This window comes from Streptomyces sp. Sge12, assembly GCF_002080455.1.
Lineage (GTDB): Bacteria > Actinomycetota > Actinomycetes > Streptomycetales > Streptomycetaceae > Streptomyces.
On the sequence record NZ_CP020555.1, the window covers coordinates 3,398,074 to 3,422,416 of the forward strand.

General features: G+C 68.1%; 29 protein-coding genes. 3 read left to right on the forward strand and 26 right to left on the reverse strand.

Going from position 1 to position 24,343, the window contains the following annotated elements; all coding sequences use genetic code 11:
• Nucleotides 1-13: 13 nt before the first annotated feature.
• The 17 genes from rpsH to B6R96_RS14940 form a co-directional block, all read right to left on the reverse strand.
• Nucleotides 14-412, reverse strand: coding sequence for a 30S ribosomal protein S8 (rpsH, locus tag B6R96_RS14855; protein ID WP_007265911.1), 399 nt, complete (start codon nt 410-412; stop codon nt 14-16).
• Nucleotides 413-634: 222 nt separating this feature from the next.
• Entirely contained in the window at nt 635-820 is a 186-nt protein-coding gene (locus tag B6R96_RS14865) for a type Z 30S ribosomal protein S14 (protein WP_003956452.1), read from the reverse strand.
• A gap of 5 nt (nt 821-825) precedes the next feature.
• Nucleotides 826-1,377 (reverse strand): 50S ribosomal protein L5, encoded by a 552-nt coding sequence (gene rplE / locus B6R96_RS14870; RefSeq protein WP_030388859.1) that lies wholly within the window; start codon nt 1,375-1,377, stop codon nt 826-828.
• Nucleotides 1,377-1,688 carry a 50S ribosomal protein L24 gene (gene rplX / locus B6R96_RS14875; RefSeq protein ID WP_030008468.1) on the reverse strand — a complete coding sequence of 104 codons (312 nt, stop codon included), beginning with the start codon at nt 1,686-1,688 and terminating at the stop codon, nt 1,377-1,379. The genes rplE and rplX overlap by 1 nt, the downstream gene beginning before the upstream one ends.
• A 2-nt stretch (nt 1,689-1,690) precedes the next feature.
• Nucleotides 1,691-2,059: a 50S ribosomal protein L14 gene (rplN, locus tag B6R96_RS14880; protein WP_008739701.1), complete on the reverse strand. Its 369-nt coding sequence runs from the start codon at nt 2,057-2,059 to the stop codon at nt 1,691-1,693.
• Between the two features lie 137 nt (nt 2,060-2,196).
• Entirely contained in the window at nt 2,197-2,478 is a 282-nt protein-coding gene (rpsQ, locus tag B6R96_RS14885; RefSeq protein WP_030008467.1) for a 30S ribosomal protein S17, read from the reverse strand.
• Nucleotides 2,478-2,702 (reverse strand): 50S ribosomal protein L29, encoded by a 225-nt coding sequence (gene rpmC / locus B6R96_RS14890; RefSeq protein ID WP_008739703.1) that lies wholly within the window; start codon nt 2,700-2,702, stop codon nt 2,478-2,480. The genes rpsQ and rpmC overlap by 1 nt, the downstream gene beginning before the upstream one ends.
• Nucleotides 2,702-3,121 (reverse strand): 50S ribosomal protein L16, encoded by a 420-nt coding sequence (rplP, locus tag B6R96_RS14895; protein WP_008739704.1) that lies wholly within the window; start codon nt 3,119-3,121, stop codon nt 2,702-2,704. Before rplP ends, rpmC begins: the two co-directional genes overlap by 1 nt.
• Before the next feature lie 5 nt (nt 3,122-3,126).
• The gene (gene rpsC / locus B6R96_RS14900) at nt 3,127-3,969 is read right to left on the reverse strand and encodes a 30S ribosomal protein S3 (RefSeq protein WP_008739710.1); all 843 of its coding nucleotides are present in this window, start codon (nt 3,967-3,969) and stop codon (nt 3,127-3,129) included.
• Nucleotides 3,969-4,316 (reverse strand): 50S ribosomal protein L22, encoded by a 348-nt coding sequence (rplV, locus tag B6R96_RS14905; RefSeq protein ID WP_007265904.1) that lies wholly within the window; start codon nt 4,314-4,316, stop codon nt 3,969-3,971. Before rplV ends, rpsC begins: the two co-directional genes overlap by 1 nt.
• 43 nt (nt 4,317-4,359) lie before the next feature.
• A complete protein-coding gene (gene rpsS / locus B6R96_RS14910; RefSeq protein ID WP_008739713.1) occupies nt 4,360-4,641 on the reverse strand; it encodes a 30S ribosomal protein S19 in 282 nt (93 codons plus the stop codon).
• Nucleotides 4,642-4,653: 12 nt separating this feature from the next.
• Nucleotides 4,654-5,490 carry a 50S ribosomal protein L2 gene (gene rplB / locus B6R96_RS14915; protein ID WP_030388860.1) on the reverse strand — a complete coding sequence of 279 codons (837 nt, stop codon included), beginning with the start codon at nt 5,488-5,490 and terminating at the stop codon, nt 4,654-4,656.
• A gap of 39 nt (nt 5,491-5,529) precedes the next feature.
• Complete coding sequence (gene rplW / locus B6R96_RS14920; RefSeq protein WP_007265901.1) at nt 5,530-5,853, reverse strand: 50S ribosomal protein L23; 324 nt, start codon at nt 5,851-5,853, stop codon at nt 5,530-5,532.
• The gene (rplD, locus tag B6R96_RS14925) at nt 5,853-6,503 is read right to left on the reverse strand and encodes a 50S ribosomal protein L4 (RefSeq protein ID WP_030388861.1); all 651 of its coding nucleotides are present in this window, start codon (nt 6,501-6,503) and stop codon (nt 5,853-5,855) included. Before rplD ends, rplW begins: the two co-directional genes overlap by 1 nt.
• 4 nt (nt 6,504-6,507) lie before the next feature.
• Nucleotides 6,508-7,152 carry a 50S ribosomal protein L3 gene (rplC, locus tag B6R96_RS14930; protein ID WP_007265899.1) on the reverse strand — a complete coding sequence of 215 codons (645 nt, stop codon included), beginning with the start codon at nt 7,150-7,152 and terminating at the stop codon, nt 6,508-6,510.
• A 14-nt stretch (nt 7,153-7,166) separates the two neighbouring features.
• On the reverse strand, nt 7,167-7,475 hold the full coding sequence (gene rpsJ / locus B6R96_RS14935; protein WP_003948644.1) for a 30S ribosomal protein S10: 309 nt from the start codon (nt 7,473-7,475) through the stop codon (nt 7,167-7,169).
• Nucleotides 7,476-7,944: 469 nt separating this feature from the next.
• Complete coding sequence (locus B6R96_RS14940) at nt 7,945-8,937, reverse strand: hypothetical protein (RefSeq protein WP_081522677.1); 993 nt, start codon at nt 8,935-8,937, stop codon at nt 7,945-7,947.
• Nucleotides 8,938-9,095: 158 nt separating this feature from the next.
• Here B6R96_RS14940 and B6R96_RS14945 point away from each other — a divergent pair, with 158 nt between their 5' ends.
• Nucleotides 9,096-11,741, forward strand: coding sequence for an N-acetylmuramoyl-L-alanine amidase (locus tag B6R96_RS14945; RefSeq protein WP_081522678.1), 2,646 nt, complete (start codon nt 9,096-9,098; stop codon nt 11,739-11,741).
• Between the two features lie 82 nt (nt 11,742-11,823).
• Here the strand turns inward: B6R96_RS14945 and B6R96_RS14950 are convergent, their stop codons facing one another.
• From B6R96_RS14950 to rfbB, 7 genes are all read right to left on the reverse strand, one after another.
• On the reverse strand, nt 11,824-13,644 hold the full coding sequence (locus B6R96_RS14950; RefSeq protein WP_081522679.1) for an ArnT family glycosyltransferase: 1,821 nt from the start codon (nt 13,642-13,644) through the stop codon (nt 11,824-11,826).
• Between the two features lie 6 nt (nt 13,645-13,650).
• Nucleotides 13,651-14,952: a lipopolysaccharide biosynthesis protein gene (locus tag B6R96_RS14955; RefSeq protein WP_081522680.1), complete on the reverse strand. Its 1,302-nt coding sequence runs from the start codon at nt 14,950-14,952 to the stop codon at nt 13,651-13,653.
• Nucleotides 14,953-14,977: 25 nt separating this feature from the next.
• On the reverse strand, nt 14,978-15,862 hold the full coding sequence (locus tag B6R96_RS14960; RefSeq protein ID WP_030388866.1) for a glycosyltransferase family 2 protein: 885 nt from the start codon (nt 15,860-15,862) through the stop codon (nt 14,978-14,980).
• A gap of 9 nt (nt 15,863-15,871) precedes the next feature.
• Nucleotides 15,872-16,678 (reverse strand): glycosyltransferase family 2 protein, encoded by an 807-nt coding sequence (locus B6R96_RS14965; protein WP_030388867.1) that lies wholly within the window; start codon nt 16,676-16,678, stop codon nt 15,872-15,874.
• The gene (locus B6R96_RS14970; RefSeq protein WP_078626601.1) at nt 16,675-17,076 is read right to left on the reverse strand and encodes a DUF2304 domain-containing protein; all 402 of its coding nucleotides are present in this window, start codon (nt 17,074-17,076) and stop codon (nt 16,675-16,677) included. Before B6R96_RS14970 ends, B6R96_RS14965 begins: the two co-directional genes overlap by 4 nt.
• Before the next feature lie 144 nt (nt 17,077-17,220).
• Complete coding sequence (gene rfbD, locus B6R96_RS14975; protein ID WP_081522681.1) at nt 17,221-18,132, reverse strand: dTDP-4-dehydrorhamnose reductase; 912 nt, start codon at nt 18,130-18,132, stop codon at nt 17,221-17,223.
• Entirely contained in the window at nt 18,129-19,106 is a 978-nt protein-coding gene (gene rfbB / locus B6R96_RS14980; RefSeq protein ID WP_030388870.1) for a dTDP-glucose 4,6-dehydratase, read from the reverse strand. The genes rfbD and rfbB overlap by 4 nt, the downstream gene beginning before the upstream one ends.
• A gap of 82 nt (nt 19,107-19,188) precedes the next feature.
• Here rfbB and rfbA point away from each other — a divergent pair, with 82 nt between their 5' ends.
• Together rfbA and rfbC are read left to right on the forward strand one after the other, a co-directional pair.
• The gene (gene rfbA / locus B6R96_RS14985; RefSeq protein WP_053171221.1) at nt 19,189-20,064 is read left to right on the forward strand and encodes a glucose-1-phosphate thymidylyltransferase RfbA; all 876 of its coding nucleotides are present in this window, start codon (nt 19,189-19,191) and stop codon (nt 20,062-20,064) included.
• Nucleotides 20,061-20,660, forward strand: a complete 600-nt coding sequence (gene rfbC / locus B6R96_RS14990) for a dTDP-4-dehydrorhamnose 3,5-epimerase (protein ID WP_030388872.1) — start codon at nt 20,061-20,063, stop codon at nt 20,658-20,660. The genes rfbA and rfbC overlap by 4 nt, the downstream gene beginning before the upstream one ends.
• 179 nt (nt 20,661-20,839) lie before the next feature.
• On the opposite strand, the gene tuf is transcribed toward rfbC, so the two are convergent.
• On the reverse strand, nt 20,840-22,033 hold the full coding sequence (tuf, locus tag B6R96_RS14995; protein WP_030008455.1) for an elongation factor Tu: 1,194 nt from the start codon (nt 22,031-22,033) through the stop codon (nt 20,840-20,842).
• Between the two features lie 147 nt (nt 22,034-22,180).
• A complete protein-coding gene (fusA, locus tag B6R96_RS15000) occupies nt 22,181-24,313 on the reverse strand; it encodes an elongation factor G (RefSeq protein ID WP_030388874.1) in 2,133 nt (710 codons plus the stop codon).
• Nucleotides 24,314-24,343: the final 30 nt, after the last annotated feature.

The window sequence follows — 24,343 nt, forward strand, 5'->3', positions numbered from 1 at the left end:
CCTCCGTTCCCGACTACCAGACGTAGGCGAGGACTTCCCCACCTACGCCCTTCTTGCCTGCCTGCTGGCCGGTGAGCAGACCGTGCGACGTGGAGATGATCGCCACGCCCAGGCCGCCGAGCACCTTCGGCAGGTTGGTGGACTTCGCGTACACGCGCAGACCGGGCTTCGAGATCCGCTTGATGCCCGCGATGGAGCGCTCACGGTTCGGCCCGAACTTCAGCTCGAGGACGAGGTTCTTGCCGACCTCGGCGTCCTCGACCTTCCAGCCGGTGATGAAACCCTCCTGCTTGAGGATCTCTGCGATGTGCGACTTGATCTTGCTGTGCGGCATCACGACGGTGTCGTGGTACGCCGAGTTAGCGTTACGCAGACGGGTCAGCATGTCTGCGATCGGGTCAGTCATGGTCATGAAGTGGCCTTCGGCCTCTCTCGCCGGGGTTTCCTGTATGCGCCATCCCTCTCCCCACTCAGTGGCGGGACGGGTGCGGTGCGGGGACCTACGGCGTAGTAAGTCGATAGGGCGGTGGACGCCCAACCCCACAAGCCTACGGCATGCGGTGCTGGGCACCCACCGACCAGATGCTTACCGAGAGTCTCTGGTACTTCCCAAGTCCTTACGGACGGGAGGGAATTACCAGGAGCTCTTGGTCACGCCCGGCAGCTCGCCACGGTGAGCCATCTCACGAAGGCAGACGCGGCACAGGCCGAACTTGCGGTACACGGAGTGAGGGCGACCGCAGCGCTGGCAGCGGGTGTACGCACGCACACCGAACTTGGGCTTGCGGGCAGCCTTCGCGATGAGAGCCTTCTTCGCCATCTCGCTTACGCCTCCTTGAAGGGGAAGCCGAGGTGACGAAGGAGGGCACGGCCCTCGTCGTCGTTGGTCGCCGTGGTGACCACGGTGATGTCCATACCCCGGGTACGGTCGATCTTGTCCTGGTCGATCTCGTGGAACATGACCTGCTCCGTGAGACCGAACGTGTAGTTACCACGGCCGTCGAACTGCTTCGGCGACAGACCACGGAAGTCACGGATACGCGGCAGCGCGAGCGACAGCGTACGGTCCAGGAACTCCCACATGCGGTCACCACGGAGGGTGACGTGGCAGCCGATCGGCTGACCCTCGCGCAGCTTGAACTGCGCGATGGACTTGCGGGCCTTCGTGACGGCCGGCTTCTGACCGGTGATCGTCGTCAGGTCCTTGATGGCGCCGTCGATCAGCTTGGAGTCGCGGGCGGCGTCGCCCACACCCATGTTGACCACGATCTTCACGAGGCCGGGAATCTGCATGACGTTCTCGTAGGAGAACTCCTCACGCAGCTTGCCCGCGATGTCCTCGCGGTACTTCGTCTTGAGACGCGGAGTGGTAGCCATCAGATGTCCTCACCCGTCCGCTTGGCAACGCGGATCTTGTTGCCCTCGTCGTCGAAGCGGTAGCCGACGCGGGTGACGACCTTCTTGCCGTCCTTCTCCACAACCAGCTGAACGTTGCTGACGTGGACCGGGGCCTCGGTGATCACAATGCCACCGGCCTGGTTCTGCGCAGCCTTGGTGTGCTTCTTGACCCGGTTGACACCCTCGACCAGGACGCGGTTGTCGGCGGGGAAGGCGACGATGACCTTGCCCTGCTTGCCCTTGTCCTTACCGGTGATGACCTGAACCAGGTCGCCCTTCTTGATCTTCATGCTTACAGCACCTCCGGCGCGAGCGAGATGATCTTCATGAACTTCTTCTCGCGCAGCTCACGGCCCACCGGGCCGAAGATACGGGTGCCGCGAGGGTCGCCGTCGTTCTTCAGAATGACGGCGGCGTTCTCGTCGAAGCGGATGTACGAGCCGTCCTGGCGGCGACGCTCCTTGACGGTGCGAACGATGACCGCCTTGACGACGTCACCCTTCTTCACGTTGCCACCGGGGATCGCGTCCTTGACGGTGGCGACGATGACGTCACCGATGCCCGCGTAGCGGCGACCGGAACCACCGAGAACACGGATGCAAAGGATCTCCTTTGCACCAGTGTTGTCGGCGATACGCAGTCGCGACTCCTGCTGGATCACGTGTATCTCCTGTTTGTCTGCCGGTTCCCGGCGGGGGCTTCACTCCGGAGAGCGTCGCCCCCACCGAGCCTGGCGGAACGAATCTGAGGGAAACCCCTCAGACTGTGTCTGTTTGGAATTCGCTTGCGCGAATTGCCTTACTTGGCCTTCTCGAGGATCTCGACGATGCGCCAGCGCTTGCTCGCCGACAGCGGACGCGTCTCCATGATGAGGACGCGGTCGCCGACGCCGGCAGCGTTCTGCTCGTCGTGCGCCTTGAGCTTGTTCGTACGGCGGATGACCTTGCCGTACAGGGCGTGCTTGACGCGGTCCTCGACGGCGACGACGACGGTCTTGTCCATCTTGTCGCTGACGACCAGACCCTCACGGGTCTTGCGGAAACCGCGCTCGGTCTTCTCAGTCACGTTGTTCTCGCTCATCAGGCGCTCTCCACCGTCTCGATACCGAGCTCACGCTCGTGCATCAGGGTGTAGATGCGAGCGATGTCCTTACGGACGGACTTGAGCCGGCCGTTGTTCTCCAGCTGACCCGTGGCCGCCTGGAAGCGGAGCTTGAACAGCTCCTCCTTGGCCTCGCGCAGCTTGCCAACGAGCTCCTCGTTGCCGAGCTCACGAAGCTCGGACGCCTTGGTTCCCGTCGCCATCACGACTCACCTGCCTCGCGCCGAACAATCCGGCACTTCATCGGAAGCTTGTGAGCAGCGCGGGTGAGCGCCTCACGAGCAATCTTCTCGTTCGGGTAGGACAGCTCGAACATGACCCGACCCGGGTGCACGTTGGCGATCCACCACTCGGGAGAACCCTTACCGGAACCCATGCGGGTTTCGGCCGGCTTCTTCGTCAGCGGGCGGTCCGGGTAGATGTTGATCCAGACCTTGCCGCCACGCTTGATGTGGCGGGTCATCGCAATACGAGCCGCCTCGATCTGGCGGTTCGTCACGTAAGCCGGGGTCAGCGCCTGGATGCCGTACTCGCCGAACGTGACCTCAGTACCGCCCTTGGCCATACCGCTGCGCTTCGGGTGGTGCTGCTTGCGGTGCTTGACCCTACGAGGGATCAGCATGTCGGTCAGGCCTCCGTTCCGGTGCTCTCGGCCGGAGCGGCGGCGGGAGCGTCGGCCTTGGGGGCCTCGGCACCAGCAGCCTGCTGCGGCTTGCGGCCACCACGGCCGCCGCGCTCGCCACCACGGCCACCACGGCCGGCGGGACGGTCGCCAGCGCCCTGCGCGCCACGGGCCGGGCGGTTACCCGCACGGGCTGCAGCGTTCTCGGCGCGAACCTCGGCGATGTTCTTGACGTCGCCCTTGTAGATCCAGACCTTCACACCGATACGGCCGAAGGTGGTCTTGGCCTCGAAGAAGCCGTAGTCCACGTTCGCGCGCAGCGTGTGCAGCGGCACACGACCCTCGCGGTAGAACTCGGAGCGGGACATCTCGGCGCCGCCGAGACGGCCGCCACACTGGATCTTGATGCCCTTGGCGCCGGCCTTCATCGTGCCCTGCATGCTCTTACGCATGGCGCGACGGAAGGAGACGCGGGAGGAGAGCTGCTCGGCAACGGCCTGGGCAACCAGCTGTGCATCCAGCTCGGGGTTCTTGACCTCGAGGATGTTCAGCTGGACCTGCTTGCCCGTGAGCTTCTCGAGGTCACCGCGGATGCGGTCGGCCTCGGCGCCACGGCGGCCGATGACGATGCCCGGACGAGCGGTGTGGATGTCCACACGCACGCGGTCACGGGTGCGCTCGATCTCAACCTTCGAGATGCCGGCGCGCTCCATGCCGGACGTCATCATCCGACGGATGGCGACGTCTTCCTTGACGTAGTCCTTGTACAGCTTGTCGGCGTACCAACGCGACTTGAAGTCGGTGGTGATGCCGAGCCGGAACCCGTGCGGGTTTACCTTCTGGCCCATTACCGGGAACCTTCCTTGCTGCTGACGACCACGGTGATGTGGCTGGTCCGCTTGCGGATCCGGTAGGCACGGCCCTGCGCACGCGGACGGAACCGCTTCAGGGTCGGGCCCTCGTCCACGTACGCCTCGCTGATGACCAGCGTGGAGGCGTCCGGGTGGTTGTAGTTGTGTGCGGCGTTGGCGATGGCGCTGTCAAGCACCTTGCCAACCGGCACGCTCGCGGCCTGCGGGGCGAAACGCAGGACCGCCTGAGCCTCCGTGGCATCCATGCCACGGATAAGGTCCACCACTCGGCGGGCCTTCATGGGCGTGACGCGGATGTACCGCGCCTGGGCCCTGGCTTCCATGGTTGTCCCTTCGGTGTAAGTCATAGTCATAACCACCCCGCCTTTAGCGGCGCTTCGACTTCCGGTCGTCCTTGACGTGGCCGCGGAAGGTGCGAGTCGGCGAGAACTCGCCGAGCTTGTGGCCGACCATCGACTCGGTGACGAACACCGGGACGTGGGTCTTGCCGTTGTGCACCGCGATGGTGTGACCCAGCATGCTGGGGATGATCATCGAGCGACGGGACCAGGTCTTGATGACGTTCTTGGTGCCGGCTTCGTTCTGGACGTCCACCTTCTTTACGAGGTGGTCGTCGACGAAGGGCCCCTTCTTGAGACTGCGCGGCATCTAAACCCGCTCCTAGCGCTTCTTGTTCGTCTTGCGGCGGCGGACGATGTACTTGCTCGAAGCCTTCTTCGGCGAGCGAGTACGACCCTCCTTCTGACCCCACGGGGAGACCGGGTGGCGACCACCACTGGTCTTGCCCTCACCACCACCGTGCGGGTGGTCAACCGGGTTCATCGCGACACCGCGGACGGACGGGCGAACGCCCTTCCAGCGCATGCGGCCGGCCTTGCCCCAGTTGATGTTCGACTGCTCGGCGTTGCCGACCTCGCCGACCGTGGCGCGGCAGCGGGCGTCGACGAGACGGATCTCGCCCGACGGCATGCGGAGGTGGGCCATGACGCCCTCCTTCGCCAGCAGCTGCACGGAGGCACCGGCCGAACGCGCGAACTTGGCGCCGCCACCGGGGCGGAGCTCGATCGCGTGGATCGTGGTACCGACCGGGATGTTGCGGAGCGCCAGGTTGTTACCGGGCTTGATGTCGGCCGTCGGGCCGTTCTCAATCCGGTCACCCTGCTGCAGGCCGCGCGGCGCGATGATGTAGCGCTTCTCGCCGTCGGCGTAGTGCAGCAGCGCGATGCGCGCGGTGCGGTTGGGGTCGTACTCGATGTGCGCGACCTTGGCCGGCACGCCGTCCTTGTCGTGACGACGGAAGTCGATCACGCGGTAGGCGCGCTTGTGTCCACCACCCTGGTGGCGAACGGTGATCCGACCGGTGTTGTTACGGCCGCCCTTGCTGTGCAGGGGGCGAACCAGCGACTTCTCCGGCGTGGACCGCGTGATCTCGACAAAGTCGGCGACGCTGGAGCCACGACGGCCCGGGGTCGTCGGCTTGTACTTGCGGATACCCATTTCTCAGTCCTCGTCCGATTCCGGACGACTAGACCTCCGTTAGGAGGCCTGGCCGCCGAAGATGTCGATACGGTTGCCCTCGGCAAGGGTCACGATGGCGCGCTTGGTGTTCGCACGCTTGCCGAAACCGGTCTTGGTCCGCTTGCGCTTACCCTGACGGTTGATCGTGTTGACCCCGGTGACCTTGACCGAGAAGACCGCCTCGACGGCCTGCTTGATCTGGGTCTTGTTGGCGCCGGGCGCGACGATGAACGTGTACTTGTTCTCGTCCAGCAGCGCGTAGCTCTTCTCCGAAACCACCGGCTTGATCAGCAGATCGCGCGGGTCGGTGAAGGTCTTGCTGGTAACGGTCGCCTCAGACATCAGGCGTCGCTCCCTTCGGTCTCATCGGCCTTGGGGCCAGACACGAAGGACTCGAAAGCGGCCTGAGTGAAGACCACGTCGTCAGAGACGATCACGTCGTACGTGTTCAGCTGGCCCGGCTCCAGGATGTGAACCTGGGGCAGGTTGCGGGCGGACAGCCACGCGGCCTCTTCGGCGCGGTCGACGACCAGGAGCAGGTTCTTGCGCTCCGAGATCTTGCCGAACAGCGTCTTGGCGGCCTTCGTGGAGGCGGCACCCTCGACCACGCCGGTGACGACGTGGATGCGGGAGTGACGCGCGCGGTCCGAGAGGGCACCGCGGAGAGCGGCGGCCTTCATCTTCTTCGGGGTCCGCTGGGAGTAGTCACGCGGCTGCGGGCCGTGGACCACGCCACCGCCGACGAACTGCGGCGCACGGGTCGAACCCTGGCGCGCGCGGCCGGTGCCCTTCTGGCGGTACGGCTTGCGGCCACCACCACGGACTTCGCCACGACGCTTGGTCTTGTGCGTGCCCTGACGGGCAGCAGCCAGCTGAGCGACAACGACCTGGTGGATCAGCGGAACGCTGGTCTTCGCGTCGAAGATCTCCGCGGGGAGCTCGACGGTACCGGCCTTGTCGCCTGCCGGCGAAAGGATGTCAATGGTGCTCATTACCTCAAGCCCCCTTGGCCGCGGTACGGACCAGGACGAGGCCGCCGTTCGGACCGGGGACCGCACCCTTGATGAGGAGCAGACCCTTCTCCGCGTCAACCGCGTGGATGGTCAGGTTCTGGGTGGTGACACGCTCGTTACCCATGCGACCGGCCATGCGCATGCCCTTGAAGACACGCCCAGGGGTGGCACAGCCACCGATCGAACCGGGGGAGCGGTGCTTGCGCTGCACACCGTGACCGGCGCCGAGGCCCCGGAAGTTGTGCCGCTTCATGACACCGGCGAAGCCCTTGCCCTTGCTGTTGCCCGTGACGTCAACCTTGACGCCGGACTCGAACACCTCAGCAGTGATCTCCTGGCCGAGCGTGTACTCGCTGGCGTCGGAGGTGCGGAGCTCCACCAGGTGGCGGCGGGGGGTCACGTCGGCCTTGGCGAAGTGGCCCTTGAGGGGCTTGTTCACCTTGCGCGGGTCGATCTCGCCGAAGGCGATCTGGACCGACTCGTAGCCGTCGATGTCGTTCGTACGGACCTGGGTAACGACGCAGGGTCCGGCCTTGACCACGGTCACCGGGACGACACGGTTGTTCTCGTCCCAGACCTGGGTCATGCCGAGCTTCTCGCCCAGGACGCCCTTGATCTGCTTTGCCATCTTCTCGACGCCTCTCAGAGCTTGATCTCGATGTCAACGCCGGCCGGAAGGTCCAGGCGCATCAGCGAGTCAACGGTCTTGGGGGTCGGGTCGAGGATGTCGATCAGGCGCTTGTGCGTGCGCATCTCGAAGTGCTCGCGCGAGTCCTTGTACTTGTGCGGCGACTTGATGACGCAGTACACGTTCTTCTCAGTGGGCAGCGGCACCGGGCCCGCGACCGACGCACCAGTGCGCGTCACCGTCTCGACGATCTTCTTCGCCGAGGAATCGATGACCTCGTGGTCGTAGGCCTTGAGCCGGATGCGGATCTTCTGTCCCGCCATGGCTACTCCGTAGTCCTGTCTGTATGTGGAAACGCTCTGGCCCTCGGTCGGCTGCGGGACGGATCCCGCGGCTTCTCTCCGACCCACGCGGTCGGGCGTGTCGCACTCCCTCTACAGAAAATTCCCATACGGAAATTCCCTCGTCCAAGGGGGTGCGGTCCCTGTGACCGCGTTTCGGGGGAGAAACACCCACCGAGCGCCTGGTGGGCACCGTGCTGACGCTTCCCAGAAGATTCCCGTACGTCCGTCCCCATTGCTGCCCCGAGAGGCAGATTAAGGACGACGAGTACTGTGGGACTCGCTTCCGGTCCTCCCGGCGGGAGGCGCGCAGCATCGGCACTCAGCCGAGCAACTTGAGTAGTCTGCCATACGAGGCACGTACCTGGCCAATCGGGCCGAAGAGAATACCCCGCCACGCTGAGTGGTCAAACCGCACCACGCCCAGCACCCGGCGGGGCCCCTCCCCCGGTCAGGAACGGGTGATCGTGCCGCATCCGTCGCCCCGGACCCCGCCGGCACTGCGGTCGTACGGGTCCACCGCGGGCCCGGTCGCCGCCGGCCCGGTCGCCAGGTCCTGCGGGAACTGCGGGTGCAGGAAGCCGTCGGCCGCACTGCACTCCACGTTCGACCATTCCGCGTGGTACTCGCGCAGCTGGAGCCGCCCGCGGGTGGTCTCCCAGCGCACCGGGTCGAGCAGCGCCAGGGTGATCTGCCGGCGCACGATGGTGCGCTGCACGCTCGTGCCCCCCTTGGTCAGCGGGTGCACGAAGGTGTAGTCCGTCACCACGAGCACCTCCCCCGGCTCCCCCTTCTCCACGCGCATGCTGCCGCGCACCTTGACGACGTCGCCGACCGGCTTGGCCTCGGCCGGATCGAAGCGGGTGAAGACCGTCACCGGGGTGTCCTGCTCCGTGGGCTTCGTCAGGTACTGCTCCAGCCGCTGCGGGATCTCCGGCTGCTGCGGGTCCAGCAGCGCCAGTGCGTCGGCGGGCCGCTCCCCGCGCAGGGTCGCCGGGTCCAGGTTGGCCGCGACGAGGAACCGCTTCGTCTTCTCCAGCGCGTCCGCGACCGCCTCCTTCGACATCCAGCCCGTGGCCGCGGCCTCGGGGACCTCGATGCCGGCCGCGCCGTCGGCCCACTGGAGGGCCGGGGAGCCGCGGAAGGGCTCCTGCAGCGTCGGCTCGTCGGGGGCCATCGGCGGCGGCGCGGTCGGCCGTACGGATTCCACCGCCAGGGGCGGTGCGCCCGCCGTGTGGCGCAGGGCCTCGGCCTTGCCGGCGAGCCGGTCGATCAGCAGCTCGGGGCGCAGGGCGAGCAGGGCGAGCCCGGCTATGCACGCGACGGCCAGGGCGATCCCCAGCCGCCTCGGCCCCCGGCGCCGCTCCTGCCACGCGGGCCCGGTGCGCCAATGCGGCGGCTCGGCCCAGGGGTTCGGTCTGCCGTCGTTGTCGTTGTTCCTCATGTCCCCACCCTGCGACGTCCTTTGTGTGCTTCCCCCGGAGCTTCTCATTACCCGGCACGGAGGCGACCCCGCCGGGTGCCGGAGTGGTACGGGGCAGTAGCATCCGCCCGACCAGGGCTGTCACCTGGTGGGTTCACAAAAGGGGTTGGGGAAACAACTTGAGACTAGGTCGCGCGCGCGGGACGGCTCTGGCTGCCGCGCTCGGTGTCGTAGCAGTACTCGGCTTCCAGGGGGCGGCCAACGGGTTCGGCACGGACTCCCCGGACGAGAACGGACTGGCGCGCTACAGCGCCGCCGGCAAGGTGCGGGGCCCGGTACCGGGCAAGGTCCACAAGCTCGCGCTGAAGCCCAAGGGGACCGGCAAGGCCGTCCTCGCGCAGCAGGACACGAAGCCCTTCGGCCTCCTGGGTGTCACCTGGACCGACCCCGGTGCCGAGGTGAAGGGGTCCATCGAGGCCCGCACCCGTAACGCCAAGACCGGCAAGTGGTCGCAGTGGATCACCCTGGAGCAGGCCAAGGCGAACCTCGACGGCAAGCGCCCCGGTATGCGCGGCGCCACCGAGCCCGTCTGGGTCGGTCTCTCGGACGGCGCCGAGGTCCGGGTGGGCGGCGACGCCGCCGCGCTCCCCGCCGGTATGGAGCTGGCGCTCGTGGACCCGGGTTCCGCCGGTGACGCCAAGAAGCCCGGTGACATCAAGGCCGAGCCGGCGGCCTTCGCCGCCCCGGCCGATGACCCCGTTCCGCCCACGCCCGCGGAGCCGCCGACGACCCCGGGACCGGCCTCCACGGCTCCGAAGCCCGAGATCGTCTCGCGCGTCCAGTGGGGTGCCGACGAGAGCCTGAACAACGAGGGCCCGATCTACCTCCCCGGAGCGAAGATCAAGGCGGTCTTCGTCCACCACACCGCGGCCTCCGCGCCGTACGAGTGCTCCGAGTCCGCGGCCATCGTCCGCGGCCTGCACGTGTACCACGTGAAGGAGAACAAGTGGCGGGACCTCGGCTACAACTTCCTCACCGACAAGTGCGGCACGATCTTCGAGGGTCGCCAGGGCGGCGTCGACCAGCCCGTGATGGGCGCGCACTCCTACGGCTGGAACTCCGAGTCGACGAGCGTTTCCGTCCTCGGTGACTACACGGGCGCCGGCGCCTCGGCGGCCGCGCTCGACGCCATCTCGAAGGTCGCGGCCTACAAGCTGGGCCAGTACGACGGCGACATGAGCGGCACGACCACGCTGACCGCGGGCGCCACCCAGACCAACTTCTTCGGCAAGACCTTCACCGAGAAGCAGACGTACGAGTTCAAGACGCTCTCGGGCCACCGCGACGGCTTCAACACCCAGTGCCCGGGCAACTCGCTGTACCCGCAGCTGGAGCAGCTGCGCACGTCCGGCCCCGCGGCCCGGCTGAAGGTCACCACCGTGAACGGTGACGCCGCCCAGCCGGGCGCCTCGTTCCAGACCTCCGGTCCCCTGACCGTCGGCTTCGACACCAGCACGGCGAGCTCCCTGGTGACGAAGTTCGAGCTGCTGGTCGACGACCAGCCGGTCGCCACCGCCGCGGGCACCGCCCGCAGCGCGTCGACGTCGCTGACCTCGGGCAGCCACCAGGTCCAGGTCCGTGCGACCACGAAGAACGGCAAGGTGTCCACCAGCCTGGCGGTCACCGTCGTCGCCGAGGTCAAGGACGTCAAGTTCGTCCCGGTCGCCCCCAAGCGGCTGATGGACACCCGTGAGGGCCTGGGCGTGCCGAAGGCGAAGGTCGCCGGCGGCACCTCGGTCACCCTCCAGGTCGCGGGCGGTGCCACCGGTATCCCGGCGAACGGGGTGACCGCGGCCGTCCTGAACGTGACCGCGACGGAGCCGACGCAGTCCAGCTTCGTGTCGGTCCACCCGGCCGGTACGGCCCGCCCCAGTGCGTCGAACCTGAACTTCACCGCCGGCCAGACGATCCCCAACCTGGTGGTCGTTCCCGTGGTCGACGGCAAGGTCAGCTTCTACAACCACTCGGGAGCGGTCCACCTGATCGCCGACATCACCGGCTACTTCACCTCCAGCGGTGAGGGCGCCACGCACACCAACGCCGGTCCGACCCGGCTGATGGACACCCGTGAGGGTCTGGGCGTGCCGAAGGCGAAGGTCGCCGGCGGCACCTCGGTCACCCTCCAGGTCGCGGGCGTCGAGGGCATCCCGGCCACCGGGGTCAAGGCCGTGGTGCTGAACGTGACCGCGACCAGCCCGACGCAGTCCAGCTTCGTGTCGGTCTACCCGAGCGGCACCGACCGCCCCGGCGCGTCGAACCTGAACTTCACCGCCGGCCAGACGATCCCCAACCTGGTGGTCGTCCCCGTGGTCGACGGCAAGGTCAGCTTCTACAACCACTCCGGCACCGTCGACCTCATCGCCGACGTCACCGGCTACTTCTCGGACAGCGCCGCCGGCTCGACGCACACGAACGTCGGCCCGACCCGGCTGATGGACACCCGTGAGGGCCTGGGCGTACCGCAGGCGAAGGTCGCAGGCGGCACCTCGGTCACCCTCCAGGTCGCCGGCGTCGAGGGCATCCCGGCCACCGGCGTCAAGGCGGTCGTCCTGAACGTGACCGCGACCAACCCGACGCAGTCCAGCTTCGTGTCGGTCTACCCCAGCGGCACCACCCGCCCCGGCGCCTCGAACCTGAACTTCACCGCCGGCCAGACGATCCCCAACCTGGTGATCCTCCCGGTCGTCGACGGCAAGGTCAGCTTCTACAACCACTCCGGCACCGTCGACCTCATCGCCGACGTCACCGGCTACTTCACCAAGTAGCGAAGAGCGGTACGAAGAAACGGGTGGACCCCCGGCCGATCCGGCCGGGGGGCCACCCGTTCTTCGTGTCCGGCGGCGCGGATCAGTCGCGGCGCCAGATCACGTAGTTGTCCTCGCGGACGTCCCGGTCGATGTGCCAGCCGGCCGGGACGCCCGGCCAGCTGTCGGCGGCCGGGGACTTGTCGTCGAACCTGTTCAGCACGGCGACATTGGCTCCGGCGGGCACGGCCTCGCCCTTGATCAGGGACCGGGTCCAGGTCCGGCCGTCGATCACCTCGTAGCCGAGGGTCACCCGGGTCTCCCAGCGGAAGGCCCGGTCCATGACCAGCCGGTCGCCGGGCCGCAGGCCCGACTTCTCGAGGAAGCCGGTGGCGTCGCTGTAGCGCGACTTCGTGCTGGGCTCGGTGACGCGATCGGTGATGGTCACGGTCGCCCAGCCCGCGAAGAGCGCCACCACCACGGCGACAGCACCGGTGGCGAGCCCGGCCCGGCGGTTGCCTCCGATCAGGCGCACCGCCATCAGGACGAGGAAGACGATGAGGGCGACCGCCGCCGTGCGTCCCCCGTGGAAGCGGCTCCAGTCCTCCTTCCAGAGGCTGGAGAGGAAGGTCGAATCGGGCAGGCCCCAGATGACGAAGTGGGACTTGGCCCACTGCTTTCCTGCCATGTGGAGCAGCGCCGCGGTCAGCGCCAGCACGACGCCCGCGCTCGCCGCACCGAGCGCGGCGATCTTCTTCCAGCCGCGGACGTGGTACAGCACCGCCAGCGCGACCAGCACGTACACGGGGACCAGCAGGGACAGGTACCGGGCGTAGACGATGGTGTCGATGCGGTGGTCGTTGGGCAGGCCCGCGGCCGCCGCCAGGGCGATGCCTCCGAGCAGCGCCACCATCAGGAACGCCACCACTCGGTTCGCCCGGGTGAAGCGCGGGCTGAGCACCGCGCACACGCAGACCACCACGGCCAGCGCGCCGAGCCCCCAGGTGCTGGTCATGAAGTACCAGATGTGCCCGATCATCCGCATGATCGTGCGGCGCAGCAGCCGGGTGTTCTCGAGCGTCTCGAACACGGCGTTGCCGACCTCGCTCGGCTTGGCTCCATCGATGTTCGACATCATCCAGGCCGTCATGACCTGCTTGACGGCGAACATCGCGCCCAGCATGGCCAGCCCCAGCGCGGCGGCGATCCGGGGGGCCCAGCCCAGGACCAGCGCCACCAGCAGCACCAGACCGGTCAGCGCGATGATCACACCGCCGCGGTCATGGGTGAGCAGGCAGTACCCGGCGGCGAAGGCGCCCAGGAGGGCGAACCAGATCCGGCGGCGCCGGCTGCCCTCGGAGAACATGCCGTGCACGCCGATCAGCCAGGCCAGCACCAGGACCGGCAGCGGGGTGTCGGCCATCCCGAACTGCGAGTAGAAGACCACCGGCGGCAGCAGCACCGTGGCGAAGGCGGCGACGTAGGACACCGCCCTGGACACGTCGAGCCGGCGCAGCGCCCAGTAGGCCAGGGGCAGCACCAGGCAGCTGATCAGGGCGTTGATGCCCATGATCAGGTGGTAGGCGTACACCGGGTCCGTCGTGATCCGCAGCGCGGGCGAGATGAGCAGGGAGTAGCCCGCCGGTATCACCTGGTCGTTGGGTATCTCGGTGCTGGACCGGCCCGCCAGGATCCTGGCCATCACCAGGTACATCGGCTCGTCCGGGCTGACCGTCGGGTAGTCCTGCTGCCTGACGAGGGCCAGCCGGAAGAGCACGTTGAGTACGTATCCGAGTGCCAGCGCCAACGGCATCACCCACCGGGCGTGCCACCACCCGGCCGGGGTGGGGCCGTCCGCCGGGGAGTCCCCGGCGGGCCGGTCGCTCTCCGGGTCGGCGGGAGACAGGGGGGCCAGTCGCGTCATGACAGGTCAGACTTCCGTGAGATGTCCGTCGGGTATCAGTGCGGTGGTGCGGCGGCGCTCCACGGCGCCGCGGAGGGTCAGGAGCATCGCGGCGGCGGTGGCCAGCGAACCGATCGCGTAGGCCAGGCCCACGCGCAGCGCGATGTCGCCGGGGACCAGCGTGATGCCGAGCAGTACGGCGGTGCCGAACACCCAGCAGACCAGCTGGGCGCGGTGCTTGTGCAGGACCATCTGGGCCTGGCCGAGGACCATCGCCAGCATGTAGCAGGTGGTCCCGATGGCGAACCACAGGAAGTCGAGGCGGCCGAGCTGGCCGGGCGTGGCGCCGAAGAGGACCTCGATCAGCCAGGGGCCGATCAGCACGGCCGGTACACCGCCGACCACGCCGAGGCCGAGCACCACCAGGCAGGCCTTGCGGAGCATCCGGGCGAAGCCCTGGTGGTCCCCGGCGGCCACCACGGTGGACAGTCCGGAGAGCAGCGAGGCCTGGAGCGAGCCGAAGACGAACAGCGGCACCCGGGCCAGCACCAGTGCGCTGAGCAGGCCCGCGATCAGCTCGGTGCGGGTCGGCTCCAGCAGCTGGGTGCTCATCACCGCCGCGTTGACGACCACCTGGGCCAGCAGGGTGGAGGCGGTGAGCGGGCCGAGGCCGCGGACCAGCTCGCGGGTGGCAATGGGCCCGCCGGGCCGCGCCGCGCCCCGGGTCGGGGCCAGCGTGACCAGCAGGGCGACGAACGGTGCCACGACGAGGATCAGGCTGAAGGCGAGCGCCGAGTGCAGTCCGGCGAGGGCGCAGGCGAAGGCCAGGGCGATCCGCAGGCCACCGTCGACCGCGAGCTGGGAGCCGTACGCGGTGAAGCGGCCGGTGCCGGCCAGGACGCCCCGGGTGAGGTAGCACAGGGCCATCCCGGCGAAGGCGGCGCCGAGCACGGCGACCAGCTGCCGGTCTCCCTGGAACAGCCGGTCGGCGATCGGTCCGCCGAAGAGGGCGAGCGCGCCGATGACGACGGCGAGGATGCCGGCGGTCAGCAGCCCCGCCTTCCGGAGAACGGGCGCGGCTCCCTCACCGCGCACCGCTCGGGCCGCGACGATCCGGGTGAGCTCCTGCTCGATCGGGAAGAACAGGCCTATTCCGACGGACATCACCAGGGTCCACAGCACCGAGACCCCGGCCATGTCGGCCTTGGAGAGGCTGTGCCCGGCCACCGCGAGGTGGATGTAGGAGGCGGCGCCGAGCACAGCGGTGCCCCCCGCGACCATGGCGGTCCCGGGGGGCAGGGCCTTGAGCAGTTTCGATATCGGGTTCATCCAGGAACTTTCATAGGCCGCACGCTCAGCGCGTGGCGTGGCGGAGCATGGCGCTGACGCCGGGTCGGCCGGCCTTCCTGGCGGCGCCGGGCAGCAGGGTGAGCGCGTGCAGCCGGGAGGAGAGGTGCAGCCGGGAGACCTTGGCGGCGCGCGGCCAGCCGTGCCGGTCCAGACGGTCGGCGGTCTCCACGAAGAAGCGCTTGGCCTCCTCGAAGCGGTGGCCGGTGTAGGCCTTGGCCGAGGACTCGCTCTCGGCGTGCCGGCGGTAGCTGAAGCAGACCTCCGGCGTGGTCGCCAGGGTCTCCCCCGCCACCAGCAGGTCCACGACCAGGGCGAGGTCCTGGATCACGCCGAGGTCGGTGCGGAAGCCGAAGCGCTTGACTGCCTCGGTGCGCCAGCAGATCGAGGGGAAGTACAGCCAGTTGCCGCGGAGCAGGCTGGTGGCCAGCTCCTCGCCGCCGAGCAGGGCCCGGCCCGGTCCCTTGGGCGCGTAGATCTTGCGCTTGGTCCGGTCGCCGAGGGTGTCGAAGGGCAGGCCGTCGGTGCCGATGACCTGGACGCCCGGCTGGATCATCGCCGCGGTCGGCTCGCGGTCGGCGGTGGCCCGTACGACCTGGAGGTAGTTCGGGTGCATGAGGTCGTCGCAGCCCATGAGCACCAGGTACTCGTACTCGGCGAGCTCGACGCAGCGGTTGAAGTTGCCGGTCACGCCGAGGTTGCGCTCGTTGCGCAGGTAGCGGACGCGGGGGTCCGCCAGCTGCTCGAACCATTCGGGGACGCCCGGCTCGCGGCCGTCGTCGACCACGGTGAGCCGCCAGTCGTCCCCGTCCTGAGCCAGGACGCTGCGGACGGCGTCCTGCATGAGCGTGACGTCGCCGTAGTACGGCAGCAGGATCTCGAAACGTGACATGTTCTCCGCCTAGGCCTTGGTCAGCTCGCGGCGGACCAGCTCGGCGGTGCGCTGCTGGAACGCGATGTACGCCGGGGTGCCGGGGGTGAAGGTCTTGAGCTCCTTGGGCATCCGGCGGATCATCGCGAGCAGCAGCACGAGGCCGGCCCGGGTGAGGTAGACCATAGCCTTGAGCGGCGAGGCGCTCGGGCGGCCGGTGGTGCGCTCCCGCATCGCCACGGGGATCTGGCGCACGGTGAAGCCGGAGCGGGCGGCGCCCACCATGGACTCGATGGTGTCGCCGAGGTACTCGACCGGGTACCAGCGGGCGAAGAACTCGATGAGCGGCCGGTTGCAGGCGCGGAAGCCCGAGGTGGTGTCGGTGAGCTTGGTCCGGGTGATGCGCGAGAGGACCACGGACAGCAGGGACATCGCCCACTTGCGGGGGCCGCGCACCGTGTAGTCGCCGTCGCCGGCGAAGCGGGCGCCTATGACGAGGTCGGCGTCGCCGGCCGCGAGGCGCTCCAGCAGGGCCGGTACGTACGCCGGGTCGTGCTGGCCGTCGGCGTCCACCTGGATCGCCACGTCGTAGCCGTGCTGTTGCGCGTAGCGGTAGCCGAGCCGCATCGCGCCGCCGACACCGAGGTTGAAGGGCAGCTGGGCGACGGCCGAGCCGGCCGCCCGGGCCACCTCGGCGGTGTTGTCCGCCGAACCGTCGTCGACGACGAGGGTGTCGACGTAGGGCAGTTGCTGCTGGATCTCGCGCAGGACGGAGGGCAGGCCGTCCTCCTCGTTCCAGGCGGGAAGAATGATCAGAACGCGACGACCGTCGTTCACGAGTTCACCTGTGCCTCGATGGCGCCGGAATCCTCCGTGCGCGGCGACGTGCTGGGGTATCCGCCCTGCTGGACGAGATGCGCGCGGATCAGCGCGACGTCCTCCGCGAGGGTGCGGGTCTCCGCCTCCAGCCGGCTGGTCTCCCAGCTGAGGTGCAGGCTGACCAGCAGGACCAGGACGAAGCCGACGAACAGCACCAGGCTCACACCGGACGCGACGCCCAGCGCTCTGGCGACGGGGTCCAGGAGGTCGGGCACGAATCCGAGCGGGGCCACGAGCAGCCCGATCGCGAGCCATATCGCCGCGTACTTCTCCCGCAGTTGCTGGCGGCGCAGCAGCTCGAGGATGTACCCCAGCACCAGAAGACCGGTGATGGAAGTCAGAACGGAGAGTTGCACAGCGGACGGCGCCTTTCGCGCGAAGGGGCCAACATCTTTAGTAGGAGAAGCATATGGCACCCATGAGGACGCCAATGGGGCCCGGAAGGTTTCGTCCCGGGCCCCGCCGACGGTGTGCACATGAATACGGGAGGACCCGTTCGATCAGCTCTTCGGGGGGAGTCCCAGCAGATCAGTGAAGGCGGGTCGGGTGATCGCCTCGGCGAGCTGGGCCTGCCAGTCCGCCAGTGGTTCCATCCCTGCGGCCGACCAGCGGTCGTGACCAAGGACACTGAAAGCGGGCCGGACGGCGGGGCGGACGAACGCCTCGGAGGTGGTCGGCCGGATCCGCTCGGGGTCGAGGCCGCCGAGCCGGTAGGCCTCGCGGGCCAGGCCCATCCACGTGGTCCGGCCGCTCGCGGTGCCGTGGTAGACCCCGGCGGGGGCGGTACCGGCCAGCGCGGCGAGGCCGAGCCCGACCAGGTGGCGGGCCAGCGCGTAGGACCACGTGGGCTGGCCGTGCTGGTCGTCGACGACGTCGAGGGTGTCCCGCTGGGCGGCCAGCTTCAGCATGGTGGCGACGAAGTTCGCCCCGTGCTCGCCGTACAGCCAGGCGGTCCGCACGATGTAGCCGCTCTGCGGAAGCAGTTCGGCGACGGCCTGCTCGCCGACCAGCTTGGAGCGCCCGTAGGCGTTGACCGGGCCGGTCTGCGCGTCCTCGGCGTACGGCTGCGTGGCGTTGCCGGGCAGCACGTAGTCGGTGGAGACGTGGAGCAGGCGCGCACCGGCGTCGGCGCAGGCCGCGGCGAGGACGCGTACGCCGGTGCCGTTGACGGCGGTGGCGGCATCCTCGGCGGTCTCGGCGCCGTCCACATCGGTCCATGCCGCGCAGTTGACGACGACGGCGGCACCCTCGACGGCGGCGCGGACGGCCGCCGGGTCGGTGATGTCCAGGTCGGCGCGGCGCAGGCCCGCGGCCTCGATGCCGGCGTCCTTCAGGGCGGCCAGGACGTCCTGGCCGAGCATGCCGGCCGCACCGGTGACGAGCCAGCGTCCGGCTCGCGGGTTCGCGCTCACTTCTGCAGGGCCGCCTTCACCTTGAGCGGCTCCCACCAGGCGCGGTTCTCGCGGTACCAGTCGATGGTGGCCTTGATGCCGTCCTCGAAGGTGACCTGCGGGGCGTAGCCCAGCTCGGCGCCGATCTTGCTGATGTCGATGGAGTAGCGGAGGTCGTGGCCCTTGCGGTCCTCGACCTGCTCGACCATCTCCCAGCCGAGGCCGGCGGCCTCCAGCAGGACACCGGTGAGCTCCTTGTTGGTGAGCTCGGTGCCGCCGCCGATGTTGTAGACCTCGCCGGCCCGGCCCCGCCGCATGGCCAGGTCGATGCCGCGGCAGTGGTCGGAGACGTGCAGCCAGTCGCGGACGTTGCCGCCGTTGCCGTACAGCGGGACCTTCTTGCCGTCCATCAGGTTCGAGACGAACAGCGGGATGACCTTCTCCGGGAACTGGTAGTGCCCGTAGTTGTTGGAGCAGCGGGTGACCACCACGTCCATGCCGTGCGTGCGGTGGTAGGCCAGCGCCAGCAGGTCGGAGGACGCCTTCGAGGCGGAGTACGGGGAGTTCGGCACCAGCGGCCACTCCTCGGTCCAGGAGCCCTCGCTGATCGAGCCGTAGACCTCGTCGGTGGAGATGTGGACGAAGCGGCCGACGCCGTGCTTGCGGGCGGAGTCGAGCAGCACCTGGGTGCCGACGACGTTGGTCAGCACGAAGGGGCCCGCGCCGGCGATCGAGCGGTCCACGTGGGACTCGGCCGCGAAGTGCACGACGACGTCGTGACCGGGCATGACCTGGTCGACGGCCTCGGCGTCGCAGATGTCGCCCTTGACGAAGGTGTAGCCGGGGTGGTCCGCGACCGGGGCGAGGTTGGCCTCCACACCCGAGTACGTCAGCTTGTCGAAGACAGTGATCTGCGCCGTGGCATCTGCACCGAGCTGCTGGCGGACGAATTCTGAACCGATGAAGCCGGCGCCGCCGGTCACGAGGATGCGCATAATACGAAGAGTCTAGCGGCCTGCCGAACGTCACACGGCCTGAGCTCGGCGCCCCCACGCGCTCTCGCATAGGGTTCTCCCCATGCGTGGAATCCTCTTGGCCGGTGGCACCGGATCTCGTCTCTGGCCGCTGACCCGGGCAGTCTCGAAGCAGCTGCTGCCCGTCTTCGACAAGCCGATGATCTACTACCCCCTCTCCACCCTCGTGATGGCGGGGATCAGCGAGATCCTGATCATCACCACCCCGGACGACCGCGACCAGTTCGAGCGACTGCTCGGCGACGGCTCGCAGTTCGGCCTGCGGCTGGAGTACGCCGTCCAGGAGCGCCCGGAGGGCATCGCCCAGGCATTCGTCCTCGGCGCCGACTTCATCGGCGACGAGTCCGTCGCCCTGATCCTCGGCGACAACATCTTCCACGGCAGTGGCCTCGGCACCCGCCTCGCCCAGCACACGGACGCCAAGGGCGGCCGCGTGTTCGCGTACCCGGTGGCGGACCCCACCGCGTACGGCGTGGTCGAGTTCGACGAGAACGGCCAGGCCATCTCCATCGAGGAGAAGCCCGAGAAGCCCAAGTCCCGCTACGCGGTGCCGGGTCTGTACTTCTACGACAACCGGGTCGTCGAGATCGCCCGCGGCCTGAAGCCCAGCGCCCGCGGCGAGCTGGAGATCACCGCCGTCAACGACGCGTACCTCCAGGCCGGCGAGCTCAACGTGACCATCCTCGACCGCGGTACCGCGTGGCTGGACACCGGCACCTTCGTCTCGATGGTGCAGGCCTCCGAGTTCGTCCGCGTCATCGAGGAGCGCCAGGGCTTCAAGATAGGTTGCATCGAGGAGGCGGCCTGGCGGGCCGGCCTGATCGACTCCGCGCAGCTGCGCGCGCTCGCCGAGCCGCTGACCAAGAGCGGCTACGGCGACTACCTGCTGATGCTGCTCGCCGAGGAGGACGCCCGATGAAGTTCCGCGAACTCTCCATAGCCGGCGCCTTCGAGGTCACCCCGCAGCTGCACGGCGACCCCCGCGGCCTGTTCACCGAGTGGTACCGCTTCGACCGCCTCGCCGAGGTCGTCGGCCACCCGCTGAACCTGGCGCAGGCCAACCTGTCGGTCTCCGCCGCGGGCGTGGTCCGCGGCATCCACTTCGCGGACGTGCCGCGCGGCCAGGCCAAGTACGTGACCTGCGTGCGCGGCGCCGTGCTCGACGTCATCGTCGACCTCCGGGTCGGCTCCCCCACCTTCGGCCAGTGGGAGGGCGTCCGCCTCGACGACGTGGACCGCCGCGCGGTCTACATCCCCGAGGGCCTCGGCCACGGCTTCTGCGCCCTGTCCGACGACGCGACGCTGTCGTACCTCTGCTCGGAGACGTACAACCCGACCGGCGAGCACTCGGTGCACCCGCTCGACCCCGACCTCGGCATCGAGTGGCCGGCCGACGTCCCGCAGCTGTCCGCCCGCGACGAGGCCGCGCCCTCGCTGGCCGACGCGCTCGCGACCGGTCTGCTCCCGGACCACGCCGCCTGCGTGGAGTTCACCGAGTCCCTGCGCGTGAACTGACCCACCGCCGATACGAGTGAGGGCCGCACCCCGGACGGGGTGCGGCCCTCACTCGTATCCGCCCGGGGCATCCGGTCCGGACATGCCGAAGGGCCCCGTCCCACCGCCGAGGCGATGGGCCGGGGCCCTTCAGTGCAACTTGGTGCCCGGTGAACGGGCTACCAGGTCAGAGCACGAAATTACTTCGTGATCTTGGTGACCTGGCCGGCGCCCACGGTACGACCACCCTCACGGATGGCGAACTTCAGGCCCTCCTCCATGGCGACCGGCTGGATCAGCGCGACCGTCATCTCGGTGTTGTCGCCCGGCATGACCATCTCCGTGCCGGCCGGCAGGGTGACGACACCCGTGACGTCCGTGGTACGGAAGTAGAACTGCGGACGGTAGTTGTTGAAGAACGGGGTGTGACGGCCACCCTCGTCCTTCGACAGGATGTAGGCCTGGGCCTCGAACTCGGTGTGCGGGGTGACCGAACCGGGCTTGATGATGACCTGGCCGCGCTCGACGTCCTCGCGCTTGATGCCGCGGAGGAGCAGACCGACGTTCTCGCCCGCCTGGCCCTCGTCGAGGAGCTTGCGGAACATCTCGATACCGGTGACCGTGGTGGTGGTCTTGGTCTCCTTGATACCGATGATGTCGACGGTCTCGTTGACCTTCAGGACACCACGCTCGATACGGCCGGTGACGACGGTACCGCGACCGGTGATCGTGAAGACGTCCTCGACGGGCATGAGGAACGGCTTCTCGGTGTCACGCGGCGGGGTCGGGATGGCCTCGTCGACGGCGGACATGAGGCCGAGGAGCTTCTCGCCCCACTCCTTGTCGCCCTCGAGCGCCTTCAGCGCGGAGACGCGGACGACCGGCAGGTCGTCGCCCGGGAACTCGTACTCGGAGAGGAGCTCGCGGACCTCGAGCTCGACGAGCTCCAGGATCTCCTCGTCGTCCACCATGTCGGCCTTGTTCAGGGCGACGACGATGTAGGGGACGCCGACCTGGCGGGCCAGGAGCACGTGCTCCTTGGTCTGCGGCATCGGGCCGTCGGTGGCGGCGACCACGAGGATCGCGCCGTCCATCTGCGCGGCACCGGTGATCATGTTCTTGATGTAGTCGGCGTGACCCGGGCAGTCGACGTGGGCGTAGTGACGCGCCTCGGTCTGGTACTCGACGTGCGCGATGGAGATGGTGATACCGCGCTGGCGCTCCTCAGGAGCCTTGTCGATCTGGTCGAAGGCCGAGGCCTCGTTCAGGTCCGGGTACGCGTCGTGCAGCACCTTGGTAATGGCGGCCGTGAGGGTCGTCTTACCGTGGTCAATGTGACCGATGGTGCCGATGTTGACGTGCGGCTTAGTCCGCTCGAACTTCGCCTTCGCCACGGGGTCCTCCTGGAGAGTGGTTCTGTACGCCTTACAGATCGGCGCCAGGTGATCTTTGCTGGAAAGCCGGTCCCCCGGGGCAACGGAGGGTTACTCCTGTTGCCCCAGAGGCTCCGGTGACAAGCCTAAAGCGTGTACTCGGAAGAGTTACTCGCCCTTGGCCTTCGCGATGATCTCCTCAGCGACGTTCCGGGGAACCTCGGCGTAGGAGTCGAACTGCATCGAGTAGCTGGCGCGACCCGAGGTCTTGCTGCGGAGGTCTCCGACGTAGCCGAACATCTCCGAAAGGGGCACGAGGCCCTTCACGACGCGAGCACCGTGACGCTCCTCCATGGCCTGGATCTGGCCACGGCGGGAGTTGATGTCACCGATGACGTCACCCATGTAGTCCTCGGGCGTGGTGACCTCGACGGCCATCATCGGCTCAAGGAGCACGGGAGAAGCCTTGCGCGCGGCCTCCTTGAAGGCCTGCGAACCGGCGATCTTGAAGGCGAGCTCCGAGGAGTCGACCTCGTGGTAGCCACCGTCGAGAAGCGTGACGCGAACGCCCGTCATCTCGTAGCCGGCCAGGATGCCGAACTGCATGGCCTCCTGCGCACCGGCGTCGACCGAAGGGATGTACTCCTTCGGGACGCGTCCACCGGTGACCTTGTTCACGAACTCGTACGCCGGACCGTCGGTCTCGGTGATGGGCTCGATCGCGATCTGCACCTTGGCGAACTGACCGGTACCACCGGTCTGCTTCTTGTGCGTGTAGTCGTGGCGCTCGACGGCCTTGCGGATCGTCTCGCGGTACGCGACCTGCGGCTTGCCGACGTTGGCCTCGACCTTGAACTCGCGCTTCATACGGTCGACCAGCACCTCGAGGTGCAGCTCGCCCATACCGCCGAGGATGGTCTGGCCCGTCTCCTCGTCCGAGTGAACGTGGAAGGAGGGGTCCTCCTCCGCGAGACGCTGGATGGCAACACCCAGCTTCTCCTGGTCACCCTTGGACTTGGGCTCGATGGCGACCTGGATGACCGGAGCCGGGAAGTCCATGGACTCCAGGATCACGGGCTGCTTGTCGTCACACAGCGTCTCACCGGTGGTGGTCTGCTTCAGGCCCATGACGGCGACGATGTCACCGGCGCCCACCGCGTCGATCTCTTCACGCTTGTTGGCGTGCATGCGGTAGATCTTGCCGATGCGCTCCTTCTTGCCCTTGACGGAGTTCAGCACCGCAGTGCCGGCCTCCAGGCGGCCCGAGTAAACCCGGACGAAGGTGAGCTTGCCGAGGTGCGGGTCGCTCATGATCTTGAACGCCAGCGCCGCGAGCGGCTCCTCGTCGGAAGGCTTGCGCTTCACGACGACCTCGGCGTCGCGGACGTCGTGGCCTTCGATGGCCTCGATGTCCAGCGGCGACGGCAGGTAGCGGACGACGGCGTCGAGCAGGGGCTGAACACCCTTGTTCTTGAACGCCGTGCCACAGAACACCGCAGTGATCGTGGGCTCGCCCTTGCCCTTGCCGGAGCCGAGGATGATGCGACGGACGGCGGCGTGCAGCTGCTCCACGGACGGCTCGTCGCCGTTCAGGAAGAGCTCCATGATCTCGTCGTCGTTCTCGGCGACGGTCTCGACCAGCTTGCCGCGCCACTCTTCAGCAGCCTCGGTGTGCGTGGCCGGGATGTCGACGATGTCGTACATCTCGCCCTTGGTCGCCTCGGCGGACCAGACGAACGCCTTCATCGTGACGAGGTCGACGACACCCTGGAAGTCGGCCTCGGCACCGATGGGGAGCTGCATGACGATCGGGATCGCGCCGAGGCGGCTCTCGATCATGTCGACGCAGCGGTGGAACTCGGCGCCGGTGCGGTCGAGCTTGTTGACGAAGCAGATGCGCGGCACGCCGTAACGGTCGGCCTGACGCCAAACGGTCTCGGACTGCGGCTCCACACCGGCGACACCGTCGAACACGGTGACGGCACCGTCGAGGACGCGGAGCGAACGCTCCACCTCGACCGTGAAGTCAACGTGACCCGGGGTGTCGATGATGTTGATGGTGTGGTCGACGTCTTCGAGCGGCCAGTGGCAGGTCGTCGCGGCAGACGTGATCGTGATGCCGCGCTCCTGCTCCTGCTCCATCCAGTCCATCGTGGCAGCGCCGTCGTGGACTTCACCGATCTTGTAAGACACACCGGTGTAGAACAGGATGCGCTCGGTGGTGGTCGTCTTGCCCGCGTCGATGTGGGCCATGATGCCGATGTTGCGCACCTTGGCCAGGTCAAGCGAAGTGGTAGCCATATCGGCTCAGTCTTCTCTCGGTCTCGATGT